This window comes from Empedobacter sp. UBA3239 (assembly GCF_002362875.1).
Taxonomy (GTDB): Bacteria; Bacteroidota; Bacteroidia; order Flavobacteriales; family Weeksellaceae; genus Empedobacter; species Empedobacter falsenii_B.
On the sequence record NZ_DEVJ01000059.1, the window covers coordinates 1 to 15,211 of the forward strand.

The window sequence follows — 15,211 nt, forward strand, 5'->3', positions numbered from 1 at the left end:
TGAGACAGCCTCTTTTTTTTATTTTATAAAAATCGGTGAATTCGAAAGAATAATAAGGTCAAATAACAAGACGAATTCACCGACAAGCTTTGAAGCGTTCGATTGATTAGATCTCAACTTCTCGTTCAGAATTTGTGCAATTGCTATGAACGATATAATCGATTAGTTTTCCATTTTCAAAACACAGCATCAAATCTTCTTCATAAATAGATGTATGTGTCAATTGATTAAATTGTAATAATTTTCCTTTTGGAATTTTAATAATTCCAGAATACCAGCTCGCAAAAACTTCTTCTCTTTTTGGAAATAAATAATTCAATTCAACTTCATCTAAATCATCCAAATATCCTCTGAAATTAATCAAAAACAATTCGTCATTTCTCAATTCCCATTTCCCATAATATCCTCTCCAGCACGTTGGCGAAGGCGGAGTAAAATAAGGTGGATGATTTAATTTTCTAAAATAATGATGTAATGGTTGTTCGGCTATAATATATTGTTGGTTGTCGATTAATAAAATTTCTCCTATTTGCGCGGTCATTTTTTCTTATGGTTTATTCAAATGTAGAATAGACACACGAATTAATGAAAAATCAATAGCGTTAATTTATCAAAATAATAAAAATTGACCGACTAAAATAAAATGATTAAAAATTATCTTGACTTTAAATGATAAATTCGTAATTATTATTTATTTTAGAATTATTCTTTCACCTTGTTGAGGGAAAATATAATTGATGTTGTATGGATTATCTTTTAACAATTCGTCTTTAATTTTTTGCTCATAATCATCTTTTGGCTTGATATGAGTAACGATGATTGTAAAACCTTTCAACTTACTTTTTCCAACTTCTTTCGCTAATTCACCTAATTCTTCGTTCATCAATTTTGGTGTTAAATGACCAAATAATAATTTTTCAGGTTGAGAATTAGGAAAAGAAACTTCTAACATCATTGTTTTCAGTTTACCTGATTTAATTTTAGGCGCAATTGCTTTCCAAATAGTTGCTAAATTTTTAGTTCCTTCGATACGATCTGCTCCTGTATCACCAAAATATAAGACTGCATTTGAGCCATTTTCGACTAATATTGCCGAACTTTTCAAAGGATTTACATGACTCAATTCGTAAATTGTTCCTGTAAAATTAGTTTCTTCTATTGTGAAAGGTGTTCCTATTTCTGCATATTTGTAGTAATATTTATTCAAAATTGGCGATTCGCCTTCATTGGCAAAATTTGCCCAAGCATCATTAGTAAAATATTTATTTTTTAAAACTGAAATTGTTTCAGAAATACCATAAATAGGCTTGTTTGCATCTTCTGGAGAATTAATAATCATGCCTGAAAGATGATCCAAATGTCCATGTGAAATAAAATATCCTTTGATATAATTTTTCAGAACTTTACTATTTTGTTCTTCAAAAGTACCTTTCTCTATTGCTTTATCGATTCCAGAAAGAATTGTCCCAGCATCCAATGCCAAATAGCTATTTGTCGTTTCTTCACCAATCAAATAAGAAGAAAGATTGCTTTCGTTGCTACCACCATAAACTCCAAGTGGAACAATCTGAATATTTTGTGCTGATGCAATCATCGAAATTCCAAATCCAATACTTAATAGATATTTTTTCATAAAAAGAATTTTAACAAAAATACAACTGAAAGTATTATTAAACTAAAATATCCTCATAGTTTCTAAAAACTTTAGTATTTTCACACTTCTATAAAATTAACGCATAAAATTAGTTAGAATGAAATCGAAATTATCTACTAAAATATTGAGAAATTATGCGACTCAACTGATGACAAAAAAAGCAATGTATGCAGCGGCAATCGCTTTATTGGCAACAAATGTTGATGCGCAAAAGAAACCATTAGATTTGACTGTTTTTGATGAATGGCAATCAATTGGAATGAAAGAATTATCGAACAATGGTTCGTGGGTTGCTTATCAAGTTAATGCACAAGAAAGTGATAATACATTGAACTTTTTTGGTTTGAAAACGGATAAAAATCTAAGTTTTCATCGTGGTGAACAAAGTGTTTTTACAGCAGATTCTAAATTTACTGTTTTTAAAATTCGACCTTTTTATAAAGATTTGAAATTGGTCCGAATCAAGAAGAAAAAGGAACATGAAATTGCTAAAGATTCGATCGGAATATTAAATCTTGCAACTAATCAAGTCGAGAAATTACCAAATATAAAATCATTCAAAACACCGAAAAAAGGAGGTTCTTTTTTAGCTTATTTATTAGAAAAAGAAGAATCGAAGAATGATAAAAAAGACAAGTCAGATTCTACAAAAACGAAGGATAAAGCTTCTAAACCAGCTGGAAAAGATAAAAAAGATACGCCGTTAGAATTGGTGTTGAGAAATTTGATTTCTGGCCAAAAAAAATCTTTCAAAAATGTGATGAATTATGAGTTTAGTGATAATGGTAAGCAATTAATTTTTTCGACAAAACAAGAGAAAAAAGATAGTTTAGATAAAACTAAATATGGTGTTTTCTTGGTAAATACCGCAACTTTTGCACAAAAGCAATTGGTTGATACAATTGGAGATTTCAAGCAATTTGCGTTTGATGAATTAGCAAATAAAGTAGCGTTTGTTGGAACTTCTGATGATGAGAAAAAAGAAAACAAAACGTATTATTTATATTATACTGCAACAAATAATTCACAGCAAATTAAGAAATCTGAATTGTTAGGATTGAAAAAAGATTGGCAAGTTTCAGAAAATCGTCAACCAAAATTTAGTAAAGATGGAAATTCTTTATTCATTGGTTTGATGCCAAAATTAGCAGACAAAGACACAACTTTAATTGCTGATGATTATGCAAACGTGGATGTTTGGAGTTACAAAGACGATTTTATTCAACCACAACAATTAAAGAATCTTGAGCGTGAAAAAAAGCGTTCGTATTTATCAGTGATTGATTTATCGAATCCTGTAAAAGTGATACAATTAGCGGATTTGGATATGAATCAAGTAGAAATATTGAATGAAGGAAATTCAAATTTTGCTTTAGGAACTTCTGATAATGCCTATCGATTAAGCTCTAATTGGGATGTAACAGGTCGTAAAGATTATTATATCATTAATACGAAAACGGGACAACGCGAGTTATTTGCAAAAGCTTTGGCTGGAAAAGTAGAGATATCGCCAAATGGAAAATTTGCTGTTTTTTATAATGCCGAAAATGGTTTTTGGTCGAGCTATAATATCGAAACAAAGGAAACAAAAGTTCTGAATAAAAAGCTAAAAGTGAAATTCTATGACGAAGAAAATGATTCGCCAACTTTAGCGCAAGAATATGGAGTTGCCTATTTTACTGATAATGACGAAACGGTTTTAATCAAAGATCGTTATGATATTTGGGAGTTTGATTTGGCTGGAAATCGTCGTCCAGAAAATATGACAAATGGTTTTGGTCGTAAACATAATATTACGTTTGATATCAATCAATTGAATGATGATATAAAAACACTTAATCGTGATAATTTAGTTTATTTAGGTGCTTTTAATAATCAGAATAAACAATCTGGAGTTTATCAAACTATCATTTCGAACGCAAAAAATCCTGAAAAAGTTGTAATGTCGAATACTTGGGGAACGCAAAAAATGACGAAAGCGTTGAATGCGAACGAATTTATTTATACAAAAGAATCGTTCCAAAATTCGCCTGATGTATATGTTTCAACTAATTTTAAAGATGAGAAAAAGATCTCTGCAATCAATCCGCAACAAAAAGATTATTTGTGGGGGAACGGTGAATTGGTAACATGGAAAACGTATTCGGGTAAAGAAGCAACTGGAGTTGTGTACAAACCAGAGAATTTTGATCCAAATAAAAAATATCCAATGATTGTTTACTTCTACGAAAAACTTTCGGATAATTTGAATCGTTATCAAGCGCCTGCGCCAACGCCTTCTCGTATTAATCATACATATTTTGTAAGTAACGATTACATTGTATTTACACCAGATATTTCGTATACGATTGGTCATCCAGGGAAATCTGCTGAAGATTATATCAATTCTGGAGTAGAAGCGTTGAAGAAAAATACGTGGGTAAATGGTAGTAAAATTGCCATACAGGGACAAAGTTGGGGAGGATATCAAGTGGCACATTTGATTACTGCAACCAATATGTATGCTGCGGCTTGGACGGGTGCGCCAGTTGTGAATATGACTTCTGCTTATGGTGGAATTCGTTGGGGAACGGGAATGAGTCGTCAATTTCAGTACGAGCAAACACAAAGTAGAATTGGTAAAACGTTGTGGGAAGCGCCAGAATTATACATCGAAAATTCGCCTTTGTTCAATATGCCAAAAGTTACGACGCCAGTTGTAATCATGCATAACGACGAAGATGGTGCTGTTCCTTGGTACCAAGGAATTGAGATGTTTATGGCATTGCGTCGTTTACAAAAGCCAGTTTGGATGTTAAATTATAATGGTGATGACCATAACTTGATAAAACGTGCGAATAAAAACGATATTCAGCAACGTCAAGTTCAGTTTTTTGATCATTATTTGAAAGATAAACCTGCTCCAAAATGGATGACAGAAGGAGTTCCAGCAATTAAGAAAGGAATTGATTGGGGCTTCGATCTTGAGAAATAACTTTACAAAATAAAAAAAGCGATCAAATTTATTTGGTCGCTTTTTTTGTCAAAAGAATTTCTTACAACACAATTATATTGTTAAATTTACAATTCATTTTGATTAACTTATTGAAAAAGTTTAATTTAAAGGTTTAATTGCACTGAATATGAATACAAATAATCGACAAATTGTTTATATCCATGGACTAAATAGTTCGGCAAATTCAACTAAATTCAAAACTATTCTAAAAAAATATCCTTCAGCGATTTGTATTGAATGGAAAACGGAGGAGAATATTGCAACTATTTTATTTGAAGCTTACGAACATTTAAAAGGTTTGGTAAATGATTTGACAATTATAGGAAGCTCTACTGGAGGGAATTTTGGTTGGCAATTGCAACAAAAATTAAAGGAAAATGGAAAATCGAGCGAATTGATTTTGTTAAATCCTTTGGTTGATGTTTCAATGAAAGTCGAAAATAATTTTCCTGAAAATCTTTCGCAATATTTAGTCAATATGAATCGTTTCGAAAATACAACGGTTTTTCTTTCTGTGCATGACGAAGTTTTGGATTTTGAAAAACTAATAACTTTTTTCGAAATTCAACAAAATATCTTTCCACAACAAATCGAAATCATAGAAATTGATGACAATCATCGAATACGTAACTTCGAGTTATTGTTAACGTTAATTTAATTTACGCTTTACAATTATTTAATTTTATTAACTGCATTTTTGCACACGAATCAAGAAACAAATAAACATGAGGCAATTTTTAATATTAATACTTATTGTATTTTCAATCAGTTCGTATGCGCAAGTAAAAGATTCTACAGAATCTAAAAAGAAAACTGTACAAGATTTTAAGAATATGATGTCGCCCTATTACAGCTATGGTAACGGATTGGGGATTACTTCTCCAGATAGTCTTTATCAGGTCAACATTAGATTTCGCATGCAAAATCGCATTAGTTATAATCATGATGAAGGAGAAGAAGATAATATTGATGGACAAATTCGTCGTTTAAGATTACGTTTTGATGGATATATCGGAGATCCAAAATTTGGTTATTCGATGCAATTATCTTTCGCTGCAGGAGATGTTGGAAAAGCAGAAGAGGGGAAGAATACGAATATTATTCGTGATGCGATGATTTTCTATTACCCAAATAAACATTGGAGTTTAGGATTTGGTCAAACAAAACTTCCGGGAAATAGGCAACGTGTTAATTCTTCTGGAGCATTACAATTAACGGATCGATCTATCAATAATGCTGATTTTAATATTGATCGCGATTTTGGATTTCAGGTCTTATACAATAAAAGAAATCAAGAAAAATTCTCATATATTTTGAGAGGAGCTATTTCTACTGGTGAAGGGCGAAATTGGACAAATTTTAAAGATACTGGTTTAGCTTATACGGGAAAAGTTGAGTTGTTTCCACTTGGAGAATTTACAAAAGGAGGGAGCAATTATGAAGGTGATTTAGTTCATGAACAAACACCAAAATTGATGCTTTCGGGAGCTTATAGTTATAATGATAGAGCGCATAGAACGGCAGGAATGTTAGGAGATGATATTGTAGGTGGAGGAACAGCTAATATAAAATCATTGTTTTTGGATGCGATGTTAAAATATCGTGGTTGGAATTTGATGTATTCTTATATGAATCGTAATTCGGATAATGTGTTATTTTATAACCCTACGGATATTTCTGATTTTAATTATATTTATAATGGAGAAGGGATGGATTTTCAAGGTTCGTACACATTTCCGAAACATTGGGAGGTGATAGGACGTTATTCAACTCAAACAGTAGATAAAGATATTTTTGAGTTTACGCCAAATACAAATCAATATACGTTAGGCTTAACAAAATATATTTGGGAACATGCTTTCAAATTACAAGCAGAGTTCACATATGAGCAACAAAAATTCTATAATTTGGAAAAGAAAAACAACTGGTACGCGCGTTTTCAGATAGAAATTGGAATTTAAGATATATTATTGTAAATTAAATATCTTGGAATAAAATAAAGGTTTGATATTTGATAATATTTAATAAATTTGAAGTACAAATATCAACCCATGCAAGCCAATAAAAAAAGAAAAAGTTTAAAACCGAAACGTAGAGTTTGTAACTAAAAAAATCCAGTTTAAAGATGTAATTATTGTCGCAATACTAATCTTTGTAATTGCCTTAACAATTTTGAAATTTATAAATTAATCATATAAAAAAACCACTTCAAACGAAGTGGTTTTTTTGTTTTATTTCTTTTTGATAGAAACTAATTTCGAATCTTCTTTGCAAATTTCTAATACAAAATCATAATCTTTCGTATTGTCTTTGCTTTTGTATTTTGCCAAATATTCTCTACAAGGAACTTGATCTTTTTTCGAGTGATCAAAATCAACTTTACTTCTTTTGAATAATTCTTTTTTCAAGAATGTAGAATCTAAATTTTCTGCTTTTAAAAATGCTTGAGCTTCTGGTGAAATAGCTAATCTTTTTGAAAAAGCTTCATCCAAAACTCTTGCATTTGGAAAGTAATTACATGAGAAAGCACGAGGGCCAAACGCCATAGCGACGAAAACTAACCCAATTCCAACTCCCATCAAATACTTCATAAATCTTTGCGTAAACGTCATATGATCAATAAATTAATGTCGTGAAATGGTAAATCAAACCAATCACATAAGTTCTTTTTTACAATTCTTCCTTTGTACAAATATACGCCATTTCTTATAGTTTTATCCGATTGTACCACATTCGCAAAACCAGATTCTTCTGAAATTTGGAATAAATACGACAAGAAATAATTGCTCAACGCTTTGGTAGAGGTGCGTGCGACGCGAGAAGTGATGTTAGAAACCGCATAATGAATTATATCATTCTTAATAATAATCGGATTGTCGTGGGTTGTTAATTCAGATGTTTCAAAGCATCCACCCTGATCAATACTTACATCAATAATCACAGCACCTGCTTTCATATTTTGCACCATCATCTCAGTTACAACGCAAGGTGTACGTGTTTCTCCACGTAGTGCCCCAATTGCTAAATCGCAACGTCGCAAAGCTTTTCCTAACTCTTTTGGATCTAATGTAGACGTAGAAACTCGTTGTCCGATATTTTGCTGTAATCGTCTTAATCTTGTTAATGAATTATCAAAAACACGAACCGAAGCACCTAAACCTAAAGCTGTTTTTGTCGCATTTTCTGCAACCGTTCCAGCTCCAAGAATCACAACTTCTGTTGGTCGAACGCCTGTTACACCGCCCATCAAAATTCCGTTTCCTCCGTTTGTAGAAGACATCAATTCGCTTGCGACCAAAATTGCCGTTGTTCCTGCAATTTCACTTAATAAACGAACGACTGGTAAATGATTTTGTTCATCACGAATAAATTCAAATCCAACTGCGTTTACACGTTTTGTAATTAATTTCTGAAAATATTCGCGTCTTAAGGTATTCGCCGGAACAGATGAAATAATCAACGCATTTGGTTTCACCCAATCAATTTCATCTAAAGTAAGTGGACCAACTTTTAGAATAATAGGTTTCTCGAAAACAGCTTGCGTATTGTAAGAAATTTGCGCACCAGCTTCCGAATATTCTTTATCCGAATAATTTGCACCTTCTCCTGCTCCAGTTTCTATCGTAACTTGATGTCCATTATTGATCAAAATTTCGACTGCATCAGGAGAAAGACAAATTCTTTTTTCTTGATTATTTGTTTCTTTTGGAATTCCAATATCAAAGCGTTCTTTCTTATGAGGAATCTCTAAACGCTCGGGTTGAGGAATAAGATCTTCCTGAGAAAAAGGCGTGAAAATATTTTTTCCGTCCATATAGTATTAGCTAAAATTTAAATGACGAACTCCATCTACATTTTCCAATGTAATTGTGTGGTGCTCATCTGGTATAAAGTTAGCAATTTTATTTGGCCATTCCATTAAACAGTATTGATTAGAATATAAATATTCTTCAATCCCAAAATCTAAGGCTTCATCTTCGTGATTTAGACGATAAAAATCGAAATGATAAACTTTTCCATTATCGGTGTCATATTCATTAACAATCGAAAAAGTTGGGCTCGAAACTTCATCATTTGTTCCCAAAGCTTTTACAAACTCTTTGATAAAAGTTGTTTTTCCAGCTCCCATTTCTCCTTCGAAAGTGATTAATTTATACTGAAGTTGATCGATTATTTTTTGAGCAACTTCTGGTAATTCGTCTAAATTATTGATGATAAATTCCATTTAAATTTTTGGTGTTAAAACAACCATTGGGATAATTATTTCCTCCAACGAAATTCCACCGTGTTGGTAAGTGTTTTTGTAATAATTAACGAAATGATTGTAATTTTTTGGATACGTTAAAAATAAATTTTCTTTTGCAAAGATATACTTTGACGTAACATTAACCTTAGGTAAAAGGAATTTTTCTGGTTGCTCAACCGCCAAAACATCTTTCGGATCGTATTGCAATTGTTTCCCCAATTTATAACGCAAATTTGTACTCGCTTCTTTGTCGCCAATCACCTTCGTAGGCTCTTTTACGTAAATTGTTCCATGGTCGGTCGTTACAATAATTTTCATCTTTTCTTGCGCCGCTTTTTTCACAATTTCCATTAAATATGAATTCTCAAACCAATGTTTTGTGATCGAACGATACGTTTTATCATCACGAATAATTTCTCCAACAATTTTGTTGTCTGTTTTCGCATGCGAAAGAATATCGATAAAGTTGTAGACAATTACATTTAGATTATTCTTTTTGTAATTATTAAAATCATCTGCAATTTTTTTCTCGAAATCAGAATTTAAAATTTTGAAATAATTATACGATAAATCGCCAAAACCAAGACGTTTTAATTGTTCTCCTAACAATTCTTTTTCGTACATATTTTTATTTCCTTCATCGGTATCATTCAACCAATATTCAGGATATTTTTTCTCAATTTCCAAAGGCATTAAACCCGAAAAGAACGCATTTCTTGCATATTGAGTTGCCGAAGGTAAAATACTATAATACAAATTTTCGGCTTCTGAATTATAATAACGATTGAAAATTGGCTCAATAACTTTCCATTGATCGTAGCGTAAATTATCCACCATAATCAATAAAACATTTTTATCTTTTCCAAGATGAGGTCGAACCAATTGATTGAAAATTGTATGCGATAAAACGGGACGATCTTCGTCCTCGTGCAACCAATCTTCGTAATTACGTTCTATAAATTTGAAGAAAGCTGCATTTGCTTCACTTTTCTGGTTTTCGATGATTTGAGAAAGTGCTGTATCTTCGATATTTTCAAGTTCAAGTTCCCAAAAAACTAATTTTTTATAAATTTCTTGCCAATCCTCATAATCGCGTGCATTCATCATATCCATTGTGATATTTCTGAATTCCTGTTGATAATTGATCACTGTTTTTTCAGAAATAATTTTCGATGCGTCCAAAATCTTTTTCAAACTCAATAAAATCTGATTTGGATTAACCGGTTTAATTAAATAATCTGCTATATGTGAGCCAATTGCATCTTCCATGATATGTTCTTCCTCACTTTTTGTGACCATAATAACAGGAAGATTTGGACGTAATTCTTTAATTTTTGGTAAAGCTTCCAAACCGCTTAAACCTGGCATATTTTCGTCGATTAAAACCGCCGCAAAGTTCTCTTTTTCTATTTCTTCTAATGCATCAGTCGCATTATTTATCATTGTAGTTTCGTAACCTTTCTTCTCTAAAAAAAGTTGGTGTGGTTTCAATAAATCGATTTCATCATCAATCCATAAAATTTTTATAGCCATTTGTTATATTTTTATTTTTTATATTGATTTCTACTTTTAGAATTATTCCAAATATAGCGATTACGGAAATGTTAAAATCAAAATTGTATGTTAAACAAAATTGTAGTTTTCCCAAAATTTGCGATGATTATTTAGCATAAATAATTCCAAAAATGATTTTTATCTAAAATATTTTATAAAAACTATTCTTAATCAAAAAAGTAACGTTCTGAATGAGTAAAAATTCTTATCTTTGCCGACAAAACAGTACGTTTGAATCCATTAAACAATAATAAGTTGAAGATAGTAAATGATCCAGTTCATGGATTTATTACGATTCCAAACGAGCTTATTTATCAGATTATTCAACATCCATATTTTCAGCGACTTCGTAGAATTACGCAAACTGGATTAACAGAAATGGTTTATCCAGGAGCGAGACATTCTCGTTTTCATCACGCTTTAGGTTGTATGCATTTGATGCAAAAAGCCTTAAATATTCTCAAAAGAAAAAACGTCGACATTACTCCAGAAGAAGAAAATGGAGCTTTAATCGCGATTTTATTGCATGATTTGGGACACGGACCTTTTTCTCATTCTCTTGAACATTCTATAATTAATGGTTCGCATCACGAAGAAGTTTCGCTTCGTTTGATGGAAGAATTGAATCAAATTTTTGATAATCGATTAGCTCTAGCTATTCAAATTTTTAAAGGAAATTATCCGAAAAAGTTCTTGTCACAATTAGTTTCGAGTCAGTTGGATTGCGATCGCATGGATTATTTGAAGCGCGATAGTTTTTACACAGGAGTGGTAGAAGGAAATATCAATCCGGAACGAATTATCTCAATGATGAATGTCTCGAATGATGAGTTGGTGATAGAAGCAAAGGGAATTTCGTCGGTCGAGAAATTTTTGATGGCGCGTATGTTTATGTACATGCAAGTGTACATGCATAAGAAATCGTTTACAGCAGAGAATTTTTTGATTAGCGTTTTGAGAAGAGCGAAAGAATTGACAAAAGCGGGAGAAAATCTTTTTGCAACGTTTGCTTTTAAATATTTTTTAGAAGAAAATGAAGTAGGAAGTTTATCGAAAGAAGGATTAGAAATTTTTACCCGTTTGGACGACTCGGATGTTTTATCAGCGATAAAAGAATGGCAGTTTCATGATGATTTAATTTTGAGTAAATTATCAAAAAATATCATTCAGCGTACATTACCAAAATCATATTTGATGGATACAAAATTATCCGAAGAAGAAATTTTGGTTGAAAAAAATAGAGTAGAAAATGCTTTAGGAATTGATGATGCAAGTTATTTTGTGGAACAAACAACGATAAAAATTATTCCGTACGAAAAATCAAAAAGTCCAATAAAGGTTTTATATAAAAATGGTGAGGTAAAAGAAATTTCGAGTTCAGAAAAAAGTTTGTTAACGCAATTTTTGCAACAAGAAATTACAAAATATCATTACCACAGCGTTTAAATAGTGATTTGAAGAATTTGACAAAAAAGTTAAATAACTTAAATAATCATTTTATAATTTTAAGAATAATTATTAGTTTTGCAGACTATGAAATTTAAAGCTGCAGAGATTGCGCAATTATTGCAAGGAACCGTAACAGGTGATGCAAATGTAGAGGTTTCCACATTATCGAAGATAGAGGAAGGAAAAGAAGGTTCGATTTCGTTTTTGGCTAATCCGAAATACGAGCATTTTATCTATACAACAAACGCTTCTATTGTGATTGTGAGTAAGGATTTTGTGGCAACAGATTCTATTTCGTCTACATTGATTGTAGTTGAAGATGCTTATCAAGCCTTTACACAGCTGTTGCAGTATTACAATACGATAAAAAATAATAAAGTTGGAATAGAAGAATATACGAAAGTAAATTCTACTGCGCAACTAGGAGATAATGTATATGTTGGAAGTTTTTCTTATATTGGAGCTAATGTTTCGATTGGAAATAATGTAAAAATATATCCAAATGTAACGATTGGCGATCATGCTAAGATTGGTGATAATACCGTTTTACATTCGGGCGTACAAGTGTATGAAGAGTGTGAAATTGGTCAAAATTGTATCATTCATTCTAATGTTGTGATTGGTGCTGATGGTTTCGGTTTTGCGCCAAATCCAGATGGTTCTTTCGAAAAAATTCCTCAAATAGGAAATGTTTTGATTGAAGATAATGTCGAAATTGGAGCAGGATCAACAATAGATAGAGCAACAATGGGATCAACAATTATTCGTAAAGGAGTAAAATTAGATAACCAAATTCAAATTGCTCACAACGTTCAAATTGGTAAAAATACCGTTATTGCTTCGCAAAGTGGAGTAGCAGGATCTACAAAAATTGGACGTAATTGTATGATTGGAGGTCAAGTTGGTATCGCAGGTCATTTGACAATCGGAGATTTTGTACAAGTACAAGCTCAGAGTGGTATTAATGGTGATGTAGAAAGCAAAACGCAATTGTATGGTTCGCCAGCAATGGAGGCGTCAAGTTTTAGAAAATCGTACGTACATTTTAGAAAGTTTCCAGAAATTGTGAAACGAATCGATAAATTAGAAAAAGAGAACAAACAAAAGTAAAAGTTAATGTCTGATAAACAAAAAACTTTAGCGAATGAAGCCGTTCTAAAAGGTGTTGGCTTACATACAGGTAAATTTGTTACCTTAACATTTAAACCAGCCGAACCAGATACAGGATTTGTATTTGTTAGAACAGATTTAGAAGGTCAACCTCAAGTAGAAGCTGATGCACAATATGTTGTGAGTACAGCTAGAGGAACAACTTTAGAGAAGAAAGGAGTTAAAGTACATACCACAGAGCACGTTTTGGCGGCTTTGGTAGGTATGGATATTGATAATTGTTACATTGAAATTGACAATGCGGAACCACCAATTATGGACGGTTCTTCTCGTTTTTTCGTTGAAGCAATAGAATCTGCTGGAATTGTAGAGCAAGATAAAGACAGAGAATATTATAGAATTAAAGAAATTGTAACGTACATAGATCCAGAAACAGGATCAGAAATCACGGCGATTCCTGCAGATGAATACCAAGTTACAGCAATGGTAGATTTCGGAACGAAAGTTTTGGGAACTCAAAATGCAACTTTAACATCTATCAAAAACTTCAAACAAGATATCTCTCAAGCAAGAACGTTTTGTTTCTTACACGAGTTAGAGCAATTGTTGGAAGCTGGTTTGGTAAAAGGTGGAGATTTAGACAATGCGATTGTTTATGTTGACAAAGAAATTACACCAGAAACAAAAGAAAAATTATGTAAAGCATTCAATAGAGATGATGTTTCTATTCGTCCGAATGGAATTTTAGATCATCTGACTTTACATTATCCAAACGAAGCTGCTCGTCACAAATTATTAGATGTTGTAGGGGATTTGGCTTTAGTAGGTAAAAAATTGAAGGCTAAAATTATTGCAACAAAGCCTGGACATCATACCAATACAAATTTTGCAAAGAAATTAAGCAAACAAATTAAATTAGCGCAACGTAACAAAGTGCCAGAATTTGATTTGACAGCAGAACCGGTTTATGATATTAATGATATCATGAAGTTATTACCACATCGCCCACCATTTTTATTGATTGACAAGGTAATTTCTAAAAGTGCAACAGGTTTAATCGGTGTGAAAAATGTAACGATGAACGAGCCTTTCTTTGTTGGACATTTTCCTAAAGAACCTGTAATGCCGGGTGTATTGCAAATCGAAGCAATGGCACAATTAGGAGGTTTATTAATTTTAGGAGAATTAGAAAATCCTCAAGATTATTCAACTTATTTCATGAAAATTGAAAGTGCTAAATTTAAACGCAAAATTATTCCAGGTGATACATTGGTGTTTAAATTAGAGTTGGTTGAACCAATTAGAAGAGGAATTGTTCATATGCAAGGAATTGGATATGTAAACAACCAAATTGCTGTGGAAGCAGAAATGATGGCAGTTATTACAAAAGAATAATTAAAGAAATGGAAATTATGAATCATCCGATGGCATATGTTCATCCAACTGCAATAATAGGTGAAAATGTTACAATCAGTCCTTTTTCTTCTGTTTACGAAGATGTAGAAATTGGTGATGGAACATGGATTGGTCCTAATGTAACAATTATGTCAGGGGCGCGTATTGGAAAAAATTGTAAAATTTATCCAGGTACAGTAATTTCTGGTGAGCCTCAAGATTTGAAGTACGAAGGGGAAAAAACTTTAACATATATTGGAGACAATACAACAATTCGTGAATGCGTTACTGTAAACAAAGGAACCAATGCATTAGGTTATACTAAAATTGGTGACAATTGTTTGATTATGGCAACTGCACATATTGCGCACGATTGTGTTGTAGGAAATAATGTTGTAATCGTAAATGCGGTTGGTTTAGCAGGACATATAGAAGTTGGAGATTTCGCTTTTATTGGTGGTTATAGTGCGGTTCATCAGTTTACAAAAATTGGAGAACATGCTTTTGTAGCTGGTGCGACACAAATTCGTAAAGATGTTCCTCCGTACGTTAAAGCAGCAAAAAATCCTGTTGCTTATGCGGGAGTTAATGCAATTGGATTGAGAAGAAAAGGTTTCACATCAGAAGAAATCTTCGAAATTCAAGGTATTTACAGAATCTTATATCAACAAAAAAATAACGTATCTCAGGCTGTAGAACAAATCTTAGAAAAATTCCCAGATTCACATTATCGTGAAGTAATCCTTGATTTTATCAATACAAGTGATCGCGGAATTATGAAAGGATATAGCTCGGGAGTTTAATAAAA

Annotated in this window: 13 protein-coding genes; 7 read left to right on the plus strand and 6 right to left on the minus strand. The window is 32.1% G+C overall.

The window, feature by feature from the left end; genetic code table 11:
* Positions 1 to 106: 106 nt before the first annotated feature.
* Entirely contained in the window at positions 107 to 541 is a 435-nt protein-coding gene (locus B4G36_RS08135) for a hypothetical protein (protein WP_291063257.1), read from the minus strand.
* A gap of 150 nt (positions 542 to 691) precedes the next feature.
* Positions 692 to 1,633 (minus strand): MBL fold metallo-hydrolase, encoded by a 942-nt coding sequence (locus B4G36_RS08140; RefSeq protein WP_291063258.1) that lies wholly within the window; start codon positions 1,631 to 1,633, stop codon positions 692 to 694.
* Positions 1,634 to 1,751: 118 nt separating this feature from the next.
* Between B4G36_RS08140 and B4G36_RS08145 the strand changes: the two genes are divergently transcribed.
* The 3 genes from B4G36_RS08145 to B4G36_RS08155 all read left to right on the plus strand — a co-directional run bounded on the left by B4G36_RS08145 (position 1,752) and on the right by B4G36_RS08155 (position 6,610).
* The gene (locus B4G36_RS08145; RefSeq protein ID WP_291063261.1) at positions 1,752 to 4,628 is read left to right on the plus strand and encodes an alpha/beta hydrolase family protein; all 2,877 of its coding nucleotides are present in this window, start codon (positions 1,752 to 1,754) and stop codon (positions 4,626 to 4,628) included.
* 148 nt (positions 4,629 to 4,776) lie between these two features.
* On the plus strand, positions 4,777 to 5,307 hold the full coding sequence (locus tag B4G36_RS08150) for a YqiA/YcfP family alpha/beta fold hydrolase (RefSeq protein WP_291063263.1): 531 nt from the start codon (positions 4,777 to 4,779) through the stop codon (positions 5,305 to 5,307).
* A gap of 67 nt (positions 5,308 to 5,374) precedes the next feature.
* Positions 5,375 to 6,610 carry a porin gene (locus tag B4G36_RS08155; RefSeq protein ID WP_291063265.1) on the plus strand — a complete coding sequence of 412 codons (1,236 nt, stop codon included), beginning with the start codon at positions 5,375 to 5,377 and terminating at the stop codon, positions 6,608 to 6,610.
* Between the two features lie 270 nt (positions 6,611 to 6,880).
* Here the strand turns inward: B4G36_RS08155 and B4G36_RS08160 are convergent, their stop codons facing one another.
* The 4 genes from B4G36_RS08160 to B4G36_RS08175 are packed head-to-tail and all read right to left on the minus strand — an operon-like array spanning position 6,881 to position 10,428.
* Positions 6,881 to 7,240, minus strand: a complete 360-nt coding sequence (locus tag B4G36_RS08160; protein ID WP_291063267.1) for a hypothetical protein — start codon at positions 7,238 to 7,240, stop codon at positions 6,881 to 6,883.
* Between the two features lie 17 nt (positions 7,241 to 7,257).
* On the minus strand, positions 7,258 to 8,463 hold the full coding sequence (locus B4G36_RS08165; protein WP_291063269.1) for an alanine dehydrogenase: 1,206 nt from the start codon (positions 8,461 to 8,463) through the stop codon (positions 7,258 to 7,260).
* 6 nt (positions 8,464 to 8,469) lie between these two features.
* Entirely contained in the window at positions 8,470 to 8,874 is a 405-nt protein-coding gene (gene tsaE, locus B4G36_RS08170; protein WP_291063271.1) for a tRNA (adenosine(37)-N6)-threonylcarbamoyltransferase complex ATPase subunit type 1 TsaE, read from the minus strand.
* Positions 8,875 to 10,428, minus strand: coding sequence for a bifunctional response regulator/alkaline phosphatase family protein (locus tag B4G36_RS08175; protein WP_291063273.1), 1,554 nt, complete (start codon positions 10,426 to 10,428; stop codon positions 8,875 to 8,877).
* 276 nt (positions 10,429 to 10,704) lie between these two features.
* Here B4G36_RS08175 and B4G36_RS08180 point away from each other — a divergent pair, with 276 nt between their 5' ends.
* The 4 genes from B4G36_RS08180 (at position 10,705) to lpxA (ending at position 15,206) form a co-directional block, all read left to right on the plus strand.
* Entirely contained in the window at positions 10,705 to 11,895 is a 1,191-nt protein-coding gene (locus B4G36_RS08180; RefSeq protein WP_291063275.1) for an HD domain-containing protein, read from the plus strand.
* A gap of 87 nt (positions 11,896 to 11,982) precedes the next feature.
* The gene (gene lpxD, locus B4G36_RS08185) at positions 11,983 to 13,008 is read left to right on the plus strand and encodes a UDP-3-O-(3-hydroxymyristoyl)glucosamine N-acyltransferase (protein ID WP_291063277.1); all 1,026 of its coding nucleotides are present in this window, start codon (positions 11,983 to 11,985) and stop codon (positions 13,006 to 13,008) included.
* A gap of 6 nt (positions 13,009 to 13,014) precedes the next feature.
* Complete coding sequence (locus tag B4G36_RS08190) at positions 13,015 to 14,403, plus strand: bifunctional UDP-3-O-[3-hydroxymyristoyl] N-acetylglucosamine deacetylase/3-hydroxyacyl-ACP dehydratase (RefSeq protein ID WP_291063279.1); 1,389 nt, start codon at positions 13,015 to 13,017, stop codon at positions 14,401 to 14,403.
* Between the two features lie 17 nt (positions 14,404 to 14,420).
* Positions 14,421 to 15,206 (plus strand): acyl-ACP--UDP-N-acetylglucosamine O-acyltransferase, encoded by a 786-nt coding sequence (gene lpxA / locus B4G36_RS08195; RefSeq protein ID WP_115002092.1) that lies wholly within the window; start codon positions 14,421 to 14,423, stop codon positions 15,204 to 15,206.
* The last annotated feature ends 5 nt before the right edge of the window (positions 15,207 to 15,211 follow it).